This is a genomic window from Tissierella sp. P1 (assembly GCF_002266425.1).
Lineage (GTDB): Bacteria > Bacillota > Clostridia > Tissierellales > Tissierellaceae > Tissierella > Tissierella carlieri.
Genome location: NZ_NPMN01000003.1, coordinates 1 through 15,845, shown reverse-complemented (window position 1 = coordinate 15,845; position 15,845 = coordinate 1). Strand labels below are relative to the sequence as shown.

The window sequence follows — 15,845 nt, the reverse complement described above, 5'->3', positions numbered from 1 at the left end:
ATTCTTACCTATATATCTACAGTATGCTTTTCCACCAATTTCCTAGTCATCTCATCAAAACTAATCTTTTCAGTAAGGCATATCCTAATTCTTTCTTTATCTTCCTCACTTAAAGGCATACCTTCTATAGACATATTTCCGTCAACTTTTCTTATAATCTTTTCTATATCTTTCATAGATATCACACCTTTTCTTTTTCTCCTTAATTATATTATACCATAATAAATACTATTTTACACAAATTCAAAATCTCTTAAACTGTTTTCAATACTTAAATTGATGTACTTATTATTTTTTTAATAATTATAATTCCATTTCATAATCCTCACTTTCTTCATTTTCTAATTGTATTTCTTTTGAATTACTTTGAACACCACTATTAATATAAACTAAAACCTCATTAAAATCCTTTAGATTAGGATACTCTATATTTACTCTGTATCTACCTTCGTATTCTTGTCTTATATTCTTTGCAGCATTAATTCCCCATTTATCATTGTTAAGACATATGTTTATTTCATTAATGTTAGGATTGTTCTCAAGATATCTATCTAATGCTATAGGTGCCAAACATCCTAATGATAACATATGATGATTAAATTCACCACCATTAAAGAATCTCTTGCTTAGGGTCAAATAGCTCATAAGCTCTATTGGAGATTCAAAAACATAAAGTTTATTTGTCTTTCCTGGGATATTGAAAGAAAAAGCTTTATTGCTGTTTTCTACCTCTCCCTTAAAAACATTATTGGAGTTTGTACCTCTAAGACCTGCATATCTTGATATTCCTTCTGCATCATAGCCAACAAATACACAGTTCCTTTTTTCATCTTCATAGAGTATTTTATTCTGTATACAATTATATACAATATCTTTATCAATGCCTCTAGTGTGTATGAGATATGCTATCATGTGATTAAAAGTTTTATTTTTCTTAGGTAATATAAATTCTTTACTTTCTTCTATTTGAATGTCTTTTCTATTATTCTGTATTGGATTGGTTTCATAGCTATTATCTAATAATGTTTTTACTGCTTCCACCCATTTCTTGTTTTCTAAAAACATTACTAATTGAATTGGTCCTCCACCTTTACCTTGTGAAAAGCAATTCCATCTGTTCTCTACTGGATCAATATATAGCCCCCCATGCCCTTCTACTTTAAAAGTTCTTCCTGCTCTTTTAGTATCTAAATTTAAACTATTTATGTAATCCATTATGTTAATGTTATTGGCTATATAGATTTCTTCATCTGTAAATCTTTTGACTGCCATAGAAACACCTCCAAATGTTCTTAAATAGAAAAAGGGAAATATTAAAGAAGTTTTCTTTTATACTTCCCTTTTATGTTATTTATACAATTAAAAAACTAGCTATAGATACTTCTATTGCTAGTTTTAACTATGGTTCTAATTCCCAATCATCTTCTAATTCATTTTCACTTTCTTCTTCATGTTCATTATTTTTATAAATGATCAAACTACTTTCTATTATAATCATCATATTAATTATCAATACTTTATTCCATCTCAAACTCTTCTCCCTCTTCAATTTCATGATTTTGTGAGAAATAATCTTCAAGAAGTTCTTCTATAATTTTTTCAACTTCACTTATAGTACGATTTTCCGTAACATATTTCTGAACTATATTCTTAGTGAATTTTGGTGTAAATTTAGGCTTTTTACTTCCTTTTGGTTTATCAAAATATTTACCAGATAGAACTTCATAGGCTTTATCATAGTTGAAATTTCTTCCTTTAGATAAAGTCTTTAGAATTTCAGATTTTTTCAGTTCTACTTTGAATTTATGATCATCTAGTATAAATTCAACTATTTCTTGCTCATCTTCTTTTAAAAAAGATAAGTCTACTCCTGATGTAAAAGGAATTTCATTGTTGTCTAATCTAGCTTTTAAATCATATATTAATGTATCTATTCTTAAATAATCAGATACTGTTCTTGGAGATAGGCTATAACTTTCACCTATTCTTATATCACTGTTCAACTTTTCGCTGATTCTGCGAGAAGTTAAGTTTTCCTCTAAATCATCAGATTTAGACAGGCCTTCAATTTCATTTATCAAATCAATTCTTCTGCCTTGCTGCTTAATTGCTTTATGTCTTTCAGTTAATACTCTAGCCTTCTCAGAATGAGTTAGTTCTGAAAATGCTCTTTGTATTAAATTGGTTTCTGTGACTATTAACATTGCTTCTTCATCAGTTAGATATTCTTTAATAACTACTGGTATTTTTTCAAGTCCAGCTATCTTTGCAGAATTTGCTCTATTATGTCCTGATAATATTTCATATTTATTATCTTCCAATGGTCTAACTATGAGTGGAGTTATCACACCATGTTCTTTTATACTATCAACCATATCATTTAATCTTTCACCTTCATATAATTTAAATGGATGATTTTTAAAAGGAATAAGTTTGGATAGCTCTATTTCTGTGATTCCTGTTTTTTTAGGTTGATTTTCTTCTAAGTCATCATCAGTAATTCCTAATATGTCATTTACATTTATAATCCCTTTTACCATTCTCTCCACTCCCTTGCAAAATCTTTATATGATTCTGATACTTTATTCTTTGGATTATATTCTATAATAGATTTTCTATTCATTATTGCTTCACCTACTTTTACTGATATAGGTATCTTACTTTGAAATACTTTCATATCCAGATTAAACTTATTCTTAATGGAATCTACTGATTCATTTAATACTCTAGTCATTTCTTTAGATAAATGAGTCCTTTCATTTATCATGGTAATTAGTATTCCATCTACCGTTAAATTAGGGTTAATTTTTTTTCTTATTTTACTTATGTTATTTATTAAAAGTCCTAGTCCCTTCGCAGAGAGGTACTCAGGGGTTACTGGTATAATTATGCTATTGCATGCTGCTAATGCGTTTATAGTTAGCATACCAAGGCTAGGAGAGCAATCTATTATAATATGGTCATAATTATCTTCAATGTTTTCAATTACTGATTTTAATACCATCTCTCTACTCATTACATTTACTAAAGACATTTCTATTCCTGCCAACTCTAGAGAACAAGGAATTAAGTCTAAGTTATCTTTTATGTTTATAATATAATCTTCTTCTAATTCATTTTCTTCTATTGCTGCTGCCATTAATGTTTGTATGTTTATTTTATTATCTGCATTGTATCCTAGTGCAGCCGTTAAACTTGCCTGTGGATCAAAGTCTATAAGTAGTACTTTCTCTCTATTTTCTGATAGTACATAAGATAAATTAAGGGCAGTAGTTGTTTTTCCAACTCCGCCCTTTTGGTTTATTATTGCAGTTGTTTTTGACATTATAATTCCTCCTTAAATATTTATTTGCAGATTTTTAAAAAAGAGTCCATTTTATTGGACTCCTTTTATGAAGATATTTATTATATATAAACTTATAGTGCTAAATTATGTCACGCAATACTTTATATATATCTAGAATAGTTTATTAAAGTCTTATTATATATTATTAAATTCGTACTGTTTCTTATTCTAATCCAAAAATTTAATTCTTTACTTTTAAATCCTTTTTGGCAATTTCTATTATCTTTTCTTTGCTATCTCTTATCTCACCATACATTCTATCAATATATGATACAAAATCTCCCATTCTTTCGTTTTCAGTTTTGTTTCTAGCAGAGTAAAATAGCTGACTTAAAATATCTGATACTTTTGGATTTAACATAAATCCATTAGAAAAAGTAACAAGTTCTAGTTCTCGTAGTGAAGTATTATACTTTTTTTTAATTAAATCATCATCTACTATTGATTCAGATTCTCCAACAAATTCATCAAACATATCTCCATAGTATTTCTGTAGTATACTAAGGTTACCAATAATTTCACTATATTTACTTTCTTTTCTCAGCCATATTTCTTGCCTGTAAAAATCTTTAATTGCTATTTTTGCAGTTACTACAGCTACAATTATTGAAATTATAAAATTTACTATAATATATATATATTCCATTTTAACATCACCCTGTTCTATTATTTATATACTTAATTTTCTTTTATACCATAAATTTTCTTACTTATATATAGAACATATTTCTACAGCAAATAATATAGCAAACACTATTTCACTCGTATTTAATACCTGTTTTTGTATTCTATTTAAATAAACTTATTTAAATAGTTAGTAAATTTTTAGTTCCATCAATGCTAAATAATATTTTTTATGAAGATAACATAGATATTCATTAAATAGTATAGATATTATTATTCTAAACAAAAATTATCTCCCACTCCCCCTTATTTATATTGTCCTCTAAATATTCATTATACTTATCCTTACTTATTCCATATCCTATAATGCTTTTTGCACGTGTCAATGCTACATAAACTAATTTTGAATACTGTTTTTTATAATTGATTGCTAATTCAATTGACTTAATTTTATCTTCTCTCGTCTTAATTCCCCTCGTTTTTCCTCTATCCTTTAAATCTTCTATTTCTTGTTTTAACTGTTTTATTTTATCATAATCTTCTTGTAATACTTCCCCAATAGTTTTTCCACATATTACTTCATGTAATATATCACTTTCATATTTAGAGTTGTAAAATGATTCCAAAAATAATGTTACATCATGAGTTTCACCTTTAACAGAATGAACAGTTGTAATAATAGGAGTAACACCCATAATATCACACATTCTACACTTTCTATCATTAGCATCTTTTTTTATATATAATTTAATACCTTCTTCATCAATAAAAGTTGATTCAATGCTATAATTTTTATTAGTTAATAGTTTAATTAAATCTTTTAAATAAGCATTAAATTGCTTATAAAACTCAACGTAATTATTAGCAAATAGTAAATTTATAGATTTATATAAAAATAGCTTATACTTATCATATTCTCCATTATCAATATCTTTTAGATAATTAATTAGTTCAAATTTAGTTATATGGTTATTATTTATCTTAATACCTGCTTCATTTAATTTATCAATAATTTTCTTTGTTAAAATTTTTGTTAGTTCATAAAAATCTGTAATTATACCAACCGAATTATGATGATTATTATCAATTTGATCCATATAGCTATAATTAGGACAATATGATGATAATGTTATCTTGTCTTCATGTTCATGGTAACGTCTCCAAGAAACAACCTTATATACTATACTATTAGTAGTATAATCTTTTCTAAACAGTTCAGTTACGTATCTTGAAAAAGCTTGTATAACATAGCATCTTACTTTATTCTTATCATATACTAACAAAATAGGTTTATAGTTCTTATTTATATTATTTAATCCATTTATTTGATTATTATCTATAGAAAATCTTGAAGCTAATTCTGCATTTAATTTAGTTAATCTGTTACTTCCGTTAATTATATGCATGCTTTTTTTGTTTTTCCATATATTATCAGTATGAATTTCATTGCTATATATTGCTTGATTAATATCACCAAGTCTTTGTAATGATGATATTTCTTTTTCATAGTTATAAAATATCTTTTCTAATAGGTTATTCTGATGAATATCCATATCTTGCATTTCATCAACAAAAACATATCTAAATCTATTTTGTATAATATTTATTATTAGTGGATTTTTATTAATATATCTTGAAGCAAGATAGTATGCATCATCATAGTGTAAAATTCCAAGCTTTAATAAATCTTTCTTCATTTTTTGTAATTCTATATAACTATTAGATTTTTTATCTTTTAATTGGAATTCTTCCTCTTTTCCATTTACGTAGTTTATTAAACTATCATTTTCATTTAGTCTAATTTTTTTAAGTTTTTCAATGGGATCATATTGATTTATTAGCCAACTTTTAAATGTATAATTTTTGATATTATTGTAATACTTTTCAATAGCTTCATAATATTTTTTCTCATCAATACTCTGTATCTTTTTTATATATATATCTTCATAATATGGTAGAGCTAAATATTTATTTACAAAGCTCTGAATCGTACCTACGAAATTAGGGTAATTAAACAATCTATGACTAAATAACTTTATTTTATCCTTTATTTCTTCAACAGCTGTATTTGTATGTGAAAGTACCAATATACCACTATTATCAGAAAATGGCAGATTTCTTTCTAAAATTAATAATTTAGCTAAAAGTAGTGTTGTCTTACCGCTTCCCGGAACAGCCATTAAATCTAATGTATCAAAGTCTCTTATATATTTGCGTCTTGATTCATCAAATTTTTGTCCTTTATCTAACAATATATTTTCTGTAAATTTAATATCATCATCAGTAACAATTATTTTATTTGCATGCATATTCTATCGCTCCTACTATATGACTCATAGTTTCATCATTATTTAATTCTGAAAATTGTAGAGTATTATCTTCTAGTATTTTTTGTGCTAATTTATATGCTATTTCAGACTTATTAAGCGTTTTCATAAGAAGCTTTCTAGCTAGTTCTTCTTCAAAATTGTCCCAGTTACTTTTATTGTGAATTTCTTCTACTACTTTCTTAAAAGTATCTCCTATTACTTTTGATTTCATCAAACACCATTCTAAAGTCCATTCTTCTGCAATAAACGCTTTTACAACATCTCCATAACTATTAGTCTTTTGCTTAACAATATCTTTGCACTGTGCTTTATATTTCGTTTCATCTACTTTTCTATATATTTTCTCAGAGTTCTCAAATTCTTCTTTATATTTAGGCACATCACAGTCTGTAATAATTGAAATATTTATTCCCATATCCTTCTTATCTTTTCTTGAAAAAATTTTATAATAATTAGAAAAACCCAGATTTCCTACATTAATAATAGATACCTCTTTATCTATAAGATTATACCCAAGCTTATCTGCTATAACTGGTATAATAAGTTCTTCTGACCATCCCTCAACTAATATTAAACCTTTTGCAAAGAATAAATTTGACTTCGTTACATCTAAAAATTTTTCTAAGAAAACATAGTTTTCCGAATCTAAGTTTGTATATTCTTCTGAGAGAGAATAAGCTGAATTATTTCTACATATAATTTGATTCTTAAGAGGCACTTTAGATGCAAGATTAGGACTATGTGTTGTTAATATTAACTGAGCATCTTTTTGCTTAAGTAAACTTTTTATTACCTTTAACTGCACTTGAGGATGAAGATGTGCTTCTATCTCTTCTATTAATCCTAATCTAAGTCCACTCCAGTTATTTTTATTTAAATGTATTAATTCAGATGCTATAAACAATCTATTCAATGAACCTAATCCTGGATTATCAATATTATGAATTGATAACTTTAAACTTTCTAGAATTCCTTTAATTTCTGCATTTGTTGTTTCTATACTTGATATGCTGTCATTATTAAAGAAATCCCTTATAGTACTATCAATATTATCTTTTAATTATTTTACCATTTTGATCCTTCAATTCTCCTTCCCCAGTATTGTCTTTACCTTCAAAGTAATATTTTATTGAGTCATTAAACTCTTTATATATCTGTACTAAAACGTGAGATTCCGCAGACTTGAATGCATCATGACCTTGAAAAATTTGTGATAATCTTGAATTTCTCTTAGGTATTAACTCAGATTGTACATCTCTCAAAGGTTTTAAATAAGTAATCTTTAGCAACTCCCTTGCTTCTGCTGGAAGTACTTTTCCAATTCTATCGCTTCCCGCTTTAATATCTGATGTAAAAATTTTTCCATTTTTCCTTTGTGCTGTAAATATAACATTAAGAGTTTCTTCAACTTCCCCATTTATTTCTCTTTTACTGAGAAATTCCACAAAATTCTTTGCTTCATTCTCTGTCATACCTCTAAACAATATTTCAATTCTCAAATTGTCTGATTTATTATAAAAATCAGAGTGTGAAGTATAAATCCAATCATAACTTGATGTTTTTAATACTAATTTTATTGCATCAATGATTGCAGTCTTGCCAGAATCATTTTCACCTGTCAAAAGATTTAATCCTTTATTAAAACACACATCTAAATTAGGTTGATTTAAATCTATATCTCCTTCAGATCCATATTTTCTAAAGTTCCATAGCTTTAAGTTATATAAGTACATTTTTTTCTCCCCTTATTTTTCAATATTAACTACTAGCTTTACTTAACTTTCGTAAAAATATTGTTAATGCACTATATTTTTCCAAATATTTATTATTTCAACTATATAATTCTACATAAATTTCCAATTTCCTTCTTTTTCCAGTAATTATTTACAAAATAAAAAAGACAAGTAAATTTAATTACTTATCTTATAAATAAATCCAGTATCAATTTTTCATAGTGTCTATATACTATGCTTGTCCACCCTTATCATTCACCGTATGATTCGTCACTATAGTTTTTCCATCCATCAACTTCTCCAACGAGGGTACACTGCCATGGGGTTGATTTGATCTCCTCTCTTTTAACTCTTCTATTCTATATTTTTACATTTAATCCTAATATAATTAATTCTTCATTTCGTATAACTCATGGACATTTTGGGAAATGACATGTTAAGCGGTGTTATTATCGTTCACTTATTCACTTGTCAAGTCCACTTTATATTCTTCTAATAGAAAATTAGGAATCCTATGTCTTTGTGAAAAACTTAAATTATCGTATGCTATAGCATTTGGATCTTTAATAGGTGATATTGAAAAAATATGCTGCGTCTTCCCAGCTACTTCTCTTAAATTGTTGTCATTTAAAATTATATCGTTTATTTCTTTATTGAGATATACATCCTCAGACAAGCTAAATATCATGTAATTTATAACTGACAGCTTATCATCTTCGCTTAGTTTATTGAACTGCTTGTAGAATGATCGATATCTTCTATCTTTTGAATCAATAAACATAATGATTGTACTAGAATTTTCTTCTGGAAAAACACAAAGATGCATTGACTGTATCTTATATTTTGAGGAGTCATAGTATATATCATTAATGAGATTTCCTTCTAAATCAAACTGTAACGCCAATTGACTTTGAAAAGCCAAAGGAACAACATATGATAACTTTTTATGATAAATCAGATAATACTCGTTATCCCATCCCTTTTCATTTATCTTTTTAGCCCTTTTGAAACCTTCAATGTTCTCCTTTAAGTCTAGTTCATTTACCATCTGCTGTTGTTCATAAAATTCCTTTGGCAAACCTAATTCACTAGCCATATTATTATAAAGCGCAATTTCCAGTTTTCTTTTGCTTATACCTCTTAAAAAATTCTTCATAGCAATTTGTGCTAACATTTTGCTAGTAGGAGTACTATTATAGTTTTTAGGATTTTCATAGTCCCTAAAGATTATACTATCACATTCTCTACAGAGTATATGAAATGTTCCTGTTTTGTTGACACCTGTTTCGTCATCAATTAATGGAAGTTTGATCATAATATTGTTATTGTAAAGGTCACCATTTATTGCGATATTCCTCAGAAACATTGCTGGTATAGAATGGGAGTTACAAAAACTATTCACTTTCTTGCCACAATAAAAGCATGAATCACTTTTAGCCTCTTTTCTACTGAGTCCCATTAATTTCCCCAACGTTTTTTTAAACTCAATATTATTTGCTTCCATTATACTAGTTTCTTCGTCATCGAAATCACTAAGATTCATCATCTTCGTGATATCATCAAAATCTTCAAACATCTATACAGTTCTCCTTTTATATTGATATTTTAAGTTAACAATATCACCTAACTATTGTATTCCCAACCTCTATATTCAGGAAATCTTTTTACTCTTCCTGGTATTCAAGAATTGTCATTTGATAATATTTTTCTTTAATTATTCTAAATATATATTCTACATAAGTTTCCAAATTCCTTCTTTTTTCAGTAAATATTTACAACATAAAAAAGATGAGTAAACTTAATTCCCTTTCTTACTAAGAAGACTCCCAACATCTTTCAGAATATCTATACACTATACATGTATTTCTTTATTCATTACTATAATATTTCCATCTATCAACTTCCCCAACGTGTATATCTACCATGGATAATGTATTGTATAATAAACCTATTTGAACTCTTAAATATCCATAGTGACAATCTAGTGACTTCCCTTAAAAAACTACCGTATAGCGTCATCAATACCTATCTAATTATCCCTAACAAAACGCATTTAAAACCTCTAAAATCCAAAGGTTGTAATCAAATCATAAAGAATTGTATAAAGCGATAAGGTATATCTAACATTGTACTCAAAATCCACCGGTGGCGACACCGTGCCGGTTCGAGTCCGCCACCGGCACCACAGTTGATAAATGGGTTTAGAAGAAATCTTCTAAACTCATTTTTTATGACTTGATGTTAATTTACTGTTTTAGTGACGTTTTAGTGACTTGCCTCTATTTCTTATAAATCCACTTAATATATAGAAAAAACTTCATCCATTTTATTTGCAACTTCCTCTTTTATTTTATGAGTTACATGAGCATATATATCTGCTGTTGTATTTATTGTACTATGCCCTAACCAATCACTTAACCATTTTATATTGACATTCTTCTCTAATAATAATGTAGCATTAGTATGTCGCAAATCATGAAATCTAATTGATGGTAAGTTATTACTATCTAAAACATCTTTAAACCTTTGAGATATATAATCTGGTCTTACTGGTCTACCATCATCCCAACTACATACATAGCCATTATTCTCATAACCTTGCCCACATATTAGTTTCATTTTTTGCTGATGCTTTTGCAGCTCCTGAAGATATACCTTTAAATAGCTCGGCATTGGTAAAATCCTGTTACTTTTCTCTGTTTTAGCCTCTTTTTCTACTTCTACACCTTGATTAGCCGTCCTAGTGTTTTCAATTTTTACAATCCCTGTTTTGAAGTCAATGTGTGTCCATTTTAATCCACATACTTCCCCACGTCTTAATCCCAATCCCGAAGCTAACATAATGGCAATATTAATTGGTTCACCTTTAGATACTTCAATCAATTTCTTTAATTGCCCTATATCATAAGTTTTACCCTTGAATTTAAGGTCACAGCTGATTATCTTTTAGAGACTGGTGTTACAGATCCTACAACATTCTCTATACATGAAACTGAGGAGAGCTTTCCTACGTCTAATGATATTTCTAAAGAAATAGATAAACTGCCTCCTAAAAGCAAGGAAGAATTAAAGAAATTAATAGAGCTCTATAAAATTAGGAATATGCAAAAAGAAATACTGAATTTTTAGATGAATTGGCTACTTTAGACTAAGGAAATATATTGATAACATGAAAAGATGTTTAATTAGTGGTATAATTGAAGAATATTTGAAGGCATCATATCATGTTAATGATATAATATATTGGCCTAGTAGAATATCTTTTGAGAATTATAGAAAAATGAAAAATATACAACTGAGTGAAATAGGTGAATGTCGTATGAGTTGGTGTTACGATTCAGTAGGTATTTTACGCTCTTTATATATTTCTTCATTAGCAATATTAAATAAAAAAATTGAAAGGTTTACTGTTGATGAGATGCCTAAAATTGCACAGATGAATATATCAGATTATATGTTAACATCCCCGATTCTATGTCATGGTTTTGCTGATACAGCAGCCATTATGAATGAAGTGTATAAAGACACCAAAAATCCAATTTTTTGGAATAAAACTTTAGAATTAATTGAATATACAATAGAAAGCTATAACTTACATCATAATAAAAACTATAAAGTAGATACTGGTGATGAAATTAATAAATATGACTATCTTGTTGGATATACAGGTATATTACAAACAATCTATTTTATATTAACAGGTATTCCAAATGGCAACGAAAGTCGAATTTTAATAGCTATAATTAAATGTTAAAAAGGAGTTTTTTATGATAAATAAAAAAAGTAAAAATATAATATTTATATGTATTATACTTATCTTGATTATAATCACTTCTCTATTTATATTTAGAGATACAATTTTTCGAGATAAAAACAAAGATGATTTAAAAGTTTATAATCTCAAAAAACTTTGCAAAGTATGGGGCTATGTTAAATATAGTCATCCTGCTTTTTTATTAGGTGAGAAAGATTTGGACGAAGAACTACTTAATTTAATCCCTATAATTGAAGAATCTAAAAATGAAAAAGAAGTTAATAATATACTCTATGGTTGGTTTATAGGTCTTGGAGAAATAGACTATGGAAATTATCAAGGAAAATTCATAGAATGGGAAATAGCAAAAGAAGAAGATAAAATAGTACAAGCTGATACAAATTGGATTAAAGATAAATCATATTTAGGAGATTCCCTTTCAGAGGCACTGTTACAAATAAGGGAAATTCCAGAATTAAATAGAAGTAAAGCTCCTGTATTATTTGAAAAAGTTCTATCAACCTTTTTTGCAAATGAAAAAATTTATAAAGATATGGATTATAGTGATAGTAGATACCGTTTATTAAGCCTTTTTAGATTTTGGAATGCTATAGAATATTATTATCCCTATTTAGATATCTTAGATGATGACTGGAATTTAATATTAGAAGAATATATAGAGATTATGTTAAGTGGAATAGATAAACATAGCTATAATCAGACTCTTGCTTCACTTTCAACAAAACTTCATGATGGACATACTTTTTTTTCAGGTACTCAATTAGAAGATGTGTTTGAATTCTATGAGATTGAATTTGGTAAATATATAGCTCCAGTATATTTAACAAAAGCTGAGGGGAAATATGTAGTTGAAAGAATTGAGAATGAATATAAAGATACATGTCCTTTATTAGTTGGTGATATACCTATAGAAATAAATGGTAAAAAAATAGAAGATGTTATAGAATATCTAAAGAAATATATATCTATTCCAAATAATGAAAAAACATTAAACCCAATGGGTAGCATGATTTTAATATCTCATGAAAAAATAATGAATATAACTGTGCTAAGAGATAATGATAAAATAGAATATGAGCTTAAAGGAATGCCTTTTAATTTATATAATTACAACAATATAGAAGAAGATTATAAAATTTTAGAAAATAATATTGGACTTATAAATCCATCTAAATTAAAATTTGATGAAGTAGATATGATTATGAAAGACTTTAAAAATACTGATGGTATAATTATTGATTTACGACAATATCCTAAGAGTAATTTTGCTTTTTTACAAGAATATTTATTTGATAAAAGAATATCATATGCTAGTTTCAGTATTCCATCAAGAGCAGTTCCAGGTGTATTTATAAATACAGAAAAGTTTACAGAATTTTCTACAGAACTTATATATGAAAATCCTATAGTAATATTGATGAGTGAAACTACCCAAAGTGCAGGTGAACCTTCTGTTTTAAGTCTTAGAGAAGCTTCTAACGTAACTGTTATGGGAGAAAATTCTATTGGAGCAAATGGAGATATAAGTTTCATACAACTTCCTTGTGGAAATGCAATATCTTTTTCAGCTATTGGAGTATATACAGCTGAAGGTAAACAGACTCAAAGAATAGGGCTTAGTCCAGATATCGATATGGAAAAAACTATAGAAGGAGTAAGAGAAGGTAGAGATGAGTATATAGAAGAAGCAATTAAATATATTTTGGAAAATAAATAATTGCTTATAATATATGTAATAATTTCAATAGATAATAAAAAATATTATTCAGAGAAGAAAAAAAGATTACTGGAAATAGAATGATACTATATAGGTGTGAGTCTAGTATAAATGACATTCAGAAAATATTTGAATTAAAATATGAAATTTCCACTTGTAAATGGTTTTTATTTAAAATGTGATATTTATAATAATTTTTTAGGTAACATTATATTTTCTCATTGATTAAGCAAATTCAAGCTGAATGATAGAAAAAGACCTTCATGGGTCTTTTTCTTATTTAGAAGGATATTAAAATGTAAATTTATTTATCTACATATTTTTTTATCGAACCAAATTTGAAACCCGCTTATCTAAAGGTTTCTAATAAAAAAATAGTATAATATATAGTTTCCATCCTTAAAAGTGGAAGATGTTTAGAGTTTATTTGAAGTTGCAGTAGCAATTTTCGGTTTTAAATATATTTCAAAACTTTAACATATTCATTTCACAATTCAGCGAACTTCGACATTTCATTTATGCTATAGTACTTGTAAGCTTCTAAAGTCAAATAATGATATATGTCTTTATCCTAAATTTTCATTCCATTTATGTTATATTAGGTTTAAATAAAATTATTTACAACTTAGAGAGACATATTTATGAGAATTTTTAGGTTAATATCTAGATAAAGGAGGTGGAGTTTAGAATCAAGTAAGTAGTTATGTTCCTAATACTATAAAATTAAAATGGAGGTATCTATTTATGAAAAAATTTTCGGTTATAACTATGATTATTGTAATACTATTTTCTTCATCTCTTTATGCATTTGCTGCCCCGCCAACGTCTAACCAACGAACAACGCGTATAGAGTCAGTTGATGCGGAAGGAAATACAATAATTGAATATTTAACGCCAATTGACACAACGGCAGAAGTTAAATTTTTTGATGAAGAAAAACTAAATTCAAAAAGTGTAATGAGTGGCGATAGAACTTATTTATATTCACTTTATAGATATGATTATAGCCAAATAATACAACATAACTCTAAATCAAAAATAAATGATAAATTTATTTGTTCTGTTCCTTTAGGAAAAACTTTTACAACAACAAAAACAGTCGAAACTTCTGGATCAGTCAGTTTTGAAGGTTCAGTTGACAGTAACCAAAAAGAAGCTGTAAATAAATCATTTGGACTAAATGCACAAGGCTCATTAACTGTTACTGTCCAACAATCTGAAACTTATACATTCCATGATTCTTTGTTAAATAAAGGATTTAATGTTTGTGATTACTATCTTGCAGTAGGATTTGATAAATACAAGGTTGTTCTAAAAAAAAATTGACGTATATCAAGTAAAAGTAGGAAATTGGGGCTTCCAAACCGAAGAAGTATTTGATAAAAATGTTGATGTTTTGGCACATAAACCTAAAAAAGTTGAATATCCCGTTGGTGTAAAGAGATAATTAATAAATATAAGATGGTAATAAAAAATGAATAATAAAAAATATGGAATTATTTCATTTTTGTTAGCGAGTATAATCTATACTGCTGAACGTTTTTTAAAAATCTATAGAGATAGTAAGAATTTAGGTTTCGAAATACCTTTGCTACCAACAAATATATTTATATATGCTTTAGTGGCATTAGCAATTTATTTGTTTGTAAATGACAATCTTAAAAGTTAAATTACATTTATAAATGGATATTTATCAAGTTTAACTTATCTTCTTATTAAATATACTATTTTAGGCTATAATATAAGATCGTTTTAAAACTTAATGTTTTATCTAGAAGTAAGACATTAAGACGGATATCTAATTGATTTTTAATATTTTCTTCGTTTATTAAATTCTTATAAAAAATCTTCAGGAAAGAATAATATCCTGGAGATTTTTTATATTTATAAGAATTAGACTCAACCACAAAAACAAAAATATAGTTCCTCATACTAGTACAATTCCTCACCCTTCACCTCTGCCTATATACACTTATTACCATCAAAGGAATCAAAGAGAAAACATATTTCATATATGCTATTTAAAAGAACTATAAACTTTTCAAAAGGGATATCTGATAATATACTTATCCTTTTTTATTTTCAATATCCAAAAACTATTACATTTCTCCTTCATAATACTTTTTTATTGCATCATCAAATAAATCTTTATCTACAACAACTTGACCGTTATTAATGGTATATAATGGGATATCATATATTTTTATTACTTTCTTTATGACCCACATGTCTATATCTCTTACACCTTTATATCGTAGTTTAATTTGATTTAAATATCTGTAAATAGAATTAGAATTATCTATCTCACCACTGTTTGATA

Annotated in this window: 15 protein-coding genes; 3 read left to right on the top strand and 12 right to left on the bottom strand. The window is 27.0% G+C overall.

The annotated features are described in order from the left end of the window. Positions 1-8 precede the first annotated feature (8 nt). The 11 genes from CIW83_RS22585 to CIW83_RS02690 all read right to left on the bottom strand — a co-directional run bounded on the left by CIW83_RS22585 (position 9) and on the right by CIW83_RS02690 (position 10,916). Positions 9-176: a hypothetical protein gene (locus CIW83_RS22585; protein ID WP_201259643.1), complete on the bottom strand. Its 168-nt coding sequence runs from the start codon at positions 174-176 to the stop codon at positions 9-11. Between the two features lie 127 nt (positions 177-303). Next, the gene (locus CIW83_RS02725) at positions 304-1,272 is read right to left on the bottom strand and encodes a DUF3991 and TOPRIM domain-containing protein (RefSeq protein WP_094899207.1); all 969 of its coding nucleotides are present in this window, start codon (positions 1,270-1,272) and stop codon (positions 304-306) included. A gap of 127 nt (positions 1,273-1,399) precedes the next feature. Next, complete coding sequence (locus tag CIW83_RS24165) at positions 1,400-1,531, bottom strand: hypothetical protein (RefSeq protein ID WP_255374254.1); 132 nt, start codon at positions 1,529-1,531, stop codon at positions 1,400-1,402. Beyond that, positions 1,518-2,540 carry a ParB N-terminal domain-containing protein gene (locus tag CIW83_RS02720; protein WP_094899205.1) on the bottom strand — a complete coding sequence of 341 codons (1,023 nt, stop codon included), beginning with the start codon at positions 2,538-2,540 and terminating at the stop codon, positions 1,518-1,520. Before CIW83_RS02720 ends, CIW83_RS24165 begins: the two co-directional genes overlap by 14 nt. Continuing rightward, the gene (locus CIW83_RS02715; protein ID WP_094899204.1) at positions 2,534-3,325 is read right to left on the bottom strand and encodes a ParA family protein; all 792 of its coding nucleotides are present in this window, start codon (positions 3,323-3,325) and stop codon (positions 2,534-2,536) included. The genes CIW83_RS02720 and CIW83_RS02715 overlap by 7 nt, the downstream gene beginning before the upstream one ends. Before the next feature lie 202 nt (positions 3,326-3,527). Next, positions 3,528-3,992, bottom strand: coding sequence for a hypothetical protein (locus CIW83_RS02710; protein ID WP_094899202.1), 465 nt, complete (start codon positions 3,990-3,992; stop codon positions 3,528-3,530). A 256-nt stretch (positions 3,993-4,248) separates the two neighbouring features. After that, complete coding sequence (locus CIW83_RS02705; RefSeq protein WP_094899201.1) at positions 4,249-6,279, bottom strand: UvrD-helicase domain-containing protein; 2,031 nt, start codon at positions 6,277-6,279, stop codon at positions 4,249-4,251. Continuing rightward, on the bottom strand, positions 6,266-7,348 hold the full coding sequence (locus CIW83_RS22580) for a TOPRIM nucleotidyl transferase/hydrolase domain-containing protein (protein WP_201259652.1): 1,083 nt from the start codon (positions 7,346-7,348) through the stop codon (positions 6,266-6,268). Before CIW83_RS22580 ends, CIW83_RS02705 begins: the two co-directional genes overlap by 14 nt. Position 7,349: 1 nt before the next feature. Beyond that, positions 7,350-8,033 carry an AAA family ATPase gene (locus CIW83_RS22575; RefSeq protein WP_201259642.1) on the bottom strand — a complete coding sequence of 228 codons (684 nt, stop codon included), beginning with the start codon at positions 8,031-8,033 and terminating at the stop codon, positions 7,350-7,352. A 460-nt stretch (positions 8,034-8,493) separates the two neighbouring features. After that, positions 8,494-9,609: a hypothetical protein gene (locus CIW83_RS02695; RefSeq protein WP_094899199.1), complete on the bottom strand. Its 1,116-nt coding sequence runs from the start codon at positions 9,607-9,609 to the stop codon at positions 8,494-8,496. A gap of 722 nt (positions 9,610-10,331) precedes the next feature. Beyond that, the gene (locus CIW83_RS02690; protein ID WP_158219991.1) at positions 10,332-10,916 is read right to left on the bottom strand and encodes a site-specific integrase; all 585 of its coding nucleotides are present in this window, start codon (positions 10,914-10,916) and stop codon (positions 10,332-10,334) included. Positions 10,917-11,202: 286 nt separating this feature from the next. Between CIW83_RS02690 and CIW83_RS02680 the strand changes: the two genes are divergently transcribed. The 3 genes from CIW83_RS02680 (at position 11,203) to CIW83_RS02670 (ending at position 14,851) form a co-directional block, all read left to right on the top strand. Then, positions 11,203-11,787, top strand: coding sequence for a lanthionine synthetase LanC family protein (locus CIW83_RS02680; protein ID WP_094899194.1), 585 nt, complete (start codon positions 11,203-11,205; stop codon positions 11,785-11,787). A 13-nt stretch (positions 11,788-11,800) separates the two neighbouring features. Beyond that, the gene (locus CIW83_RS02675) at positions 11,801-13,525 is read left to right on the top strand and encodes a S41 family peptidase (protein WP_094899193.1); all 1,725 of its coding nucleotides are present in this window, start codon (positions 11,801-11,803) and stop codon (positions 13,523-13,525) included. 744 nt (positions 13,526-14,269) lie between these two features. Beyond that, positions 14,270-14,851 carry a hypothetical protein gene (locus tag CIW83_RS02670; RefSeq protein ID WP_094899191.1) on the top strand — a complete coding sequence of 194 codons (582 nt, stop codon included), beginning with the start codon at positions 14,270-14,272 and terminating at the stop codon, positions 14,849-14,851. Positions 14,852-15,624: 773 nt separating this feature from the next. Here CIW83_RS02670 and CIW83_RS22070 read toward each other — a convergent pair. Continuing rightward, a partial coding sequence (locus CIW83_RS22070; RefSeq protein ID WP_158219990.1) for a hypothetical protein occupies positions 15,625-15,845 on the bottom strand: 221 nt, incomplete at its 5' end.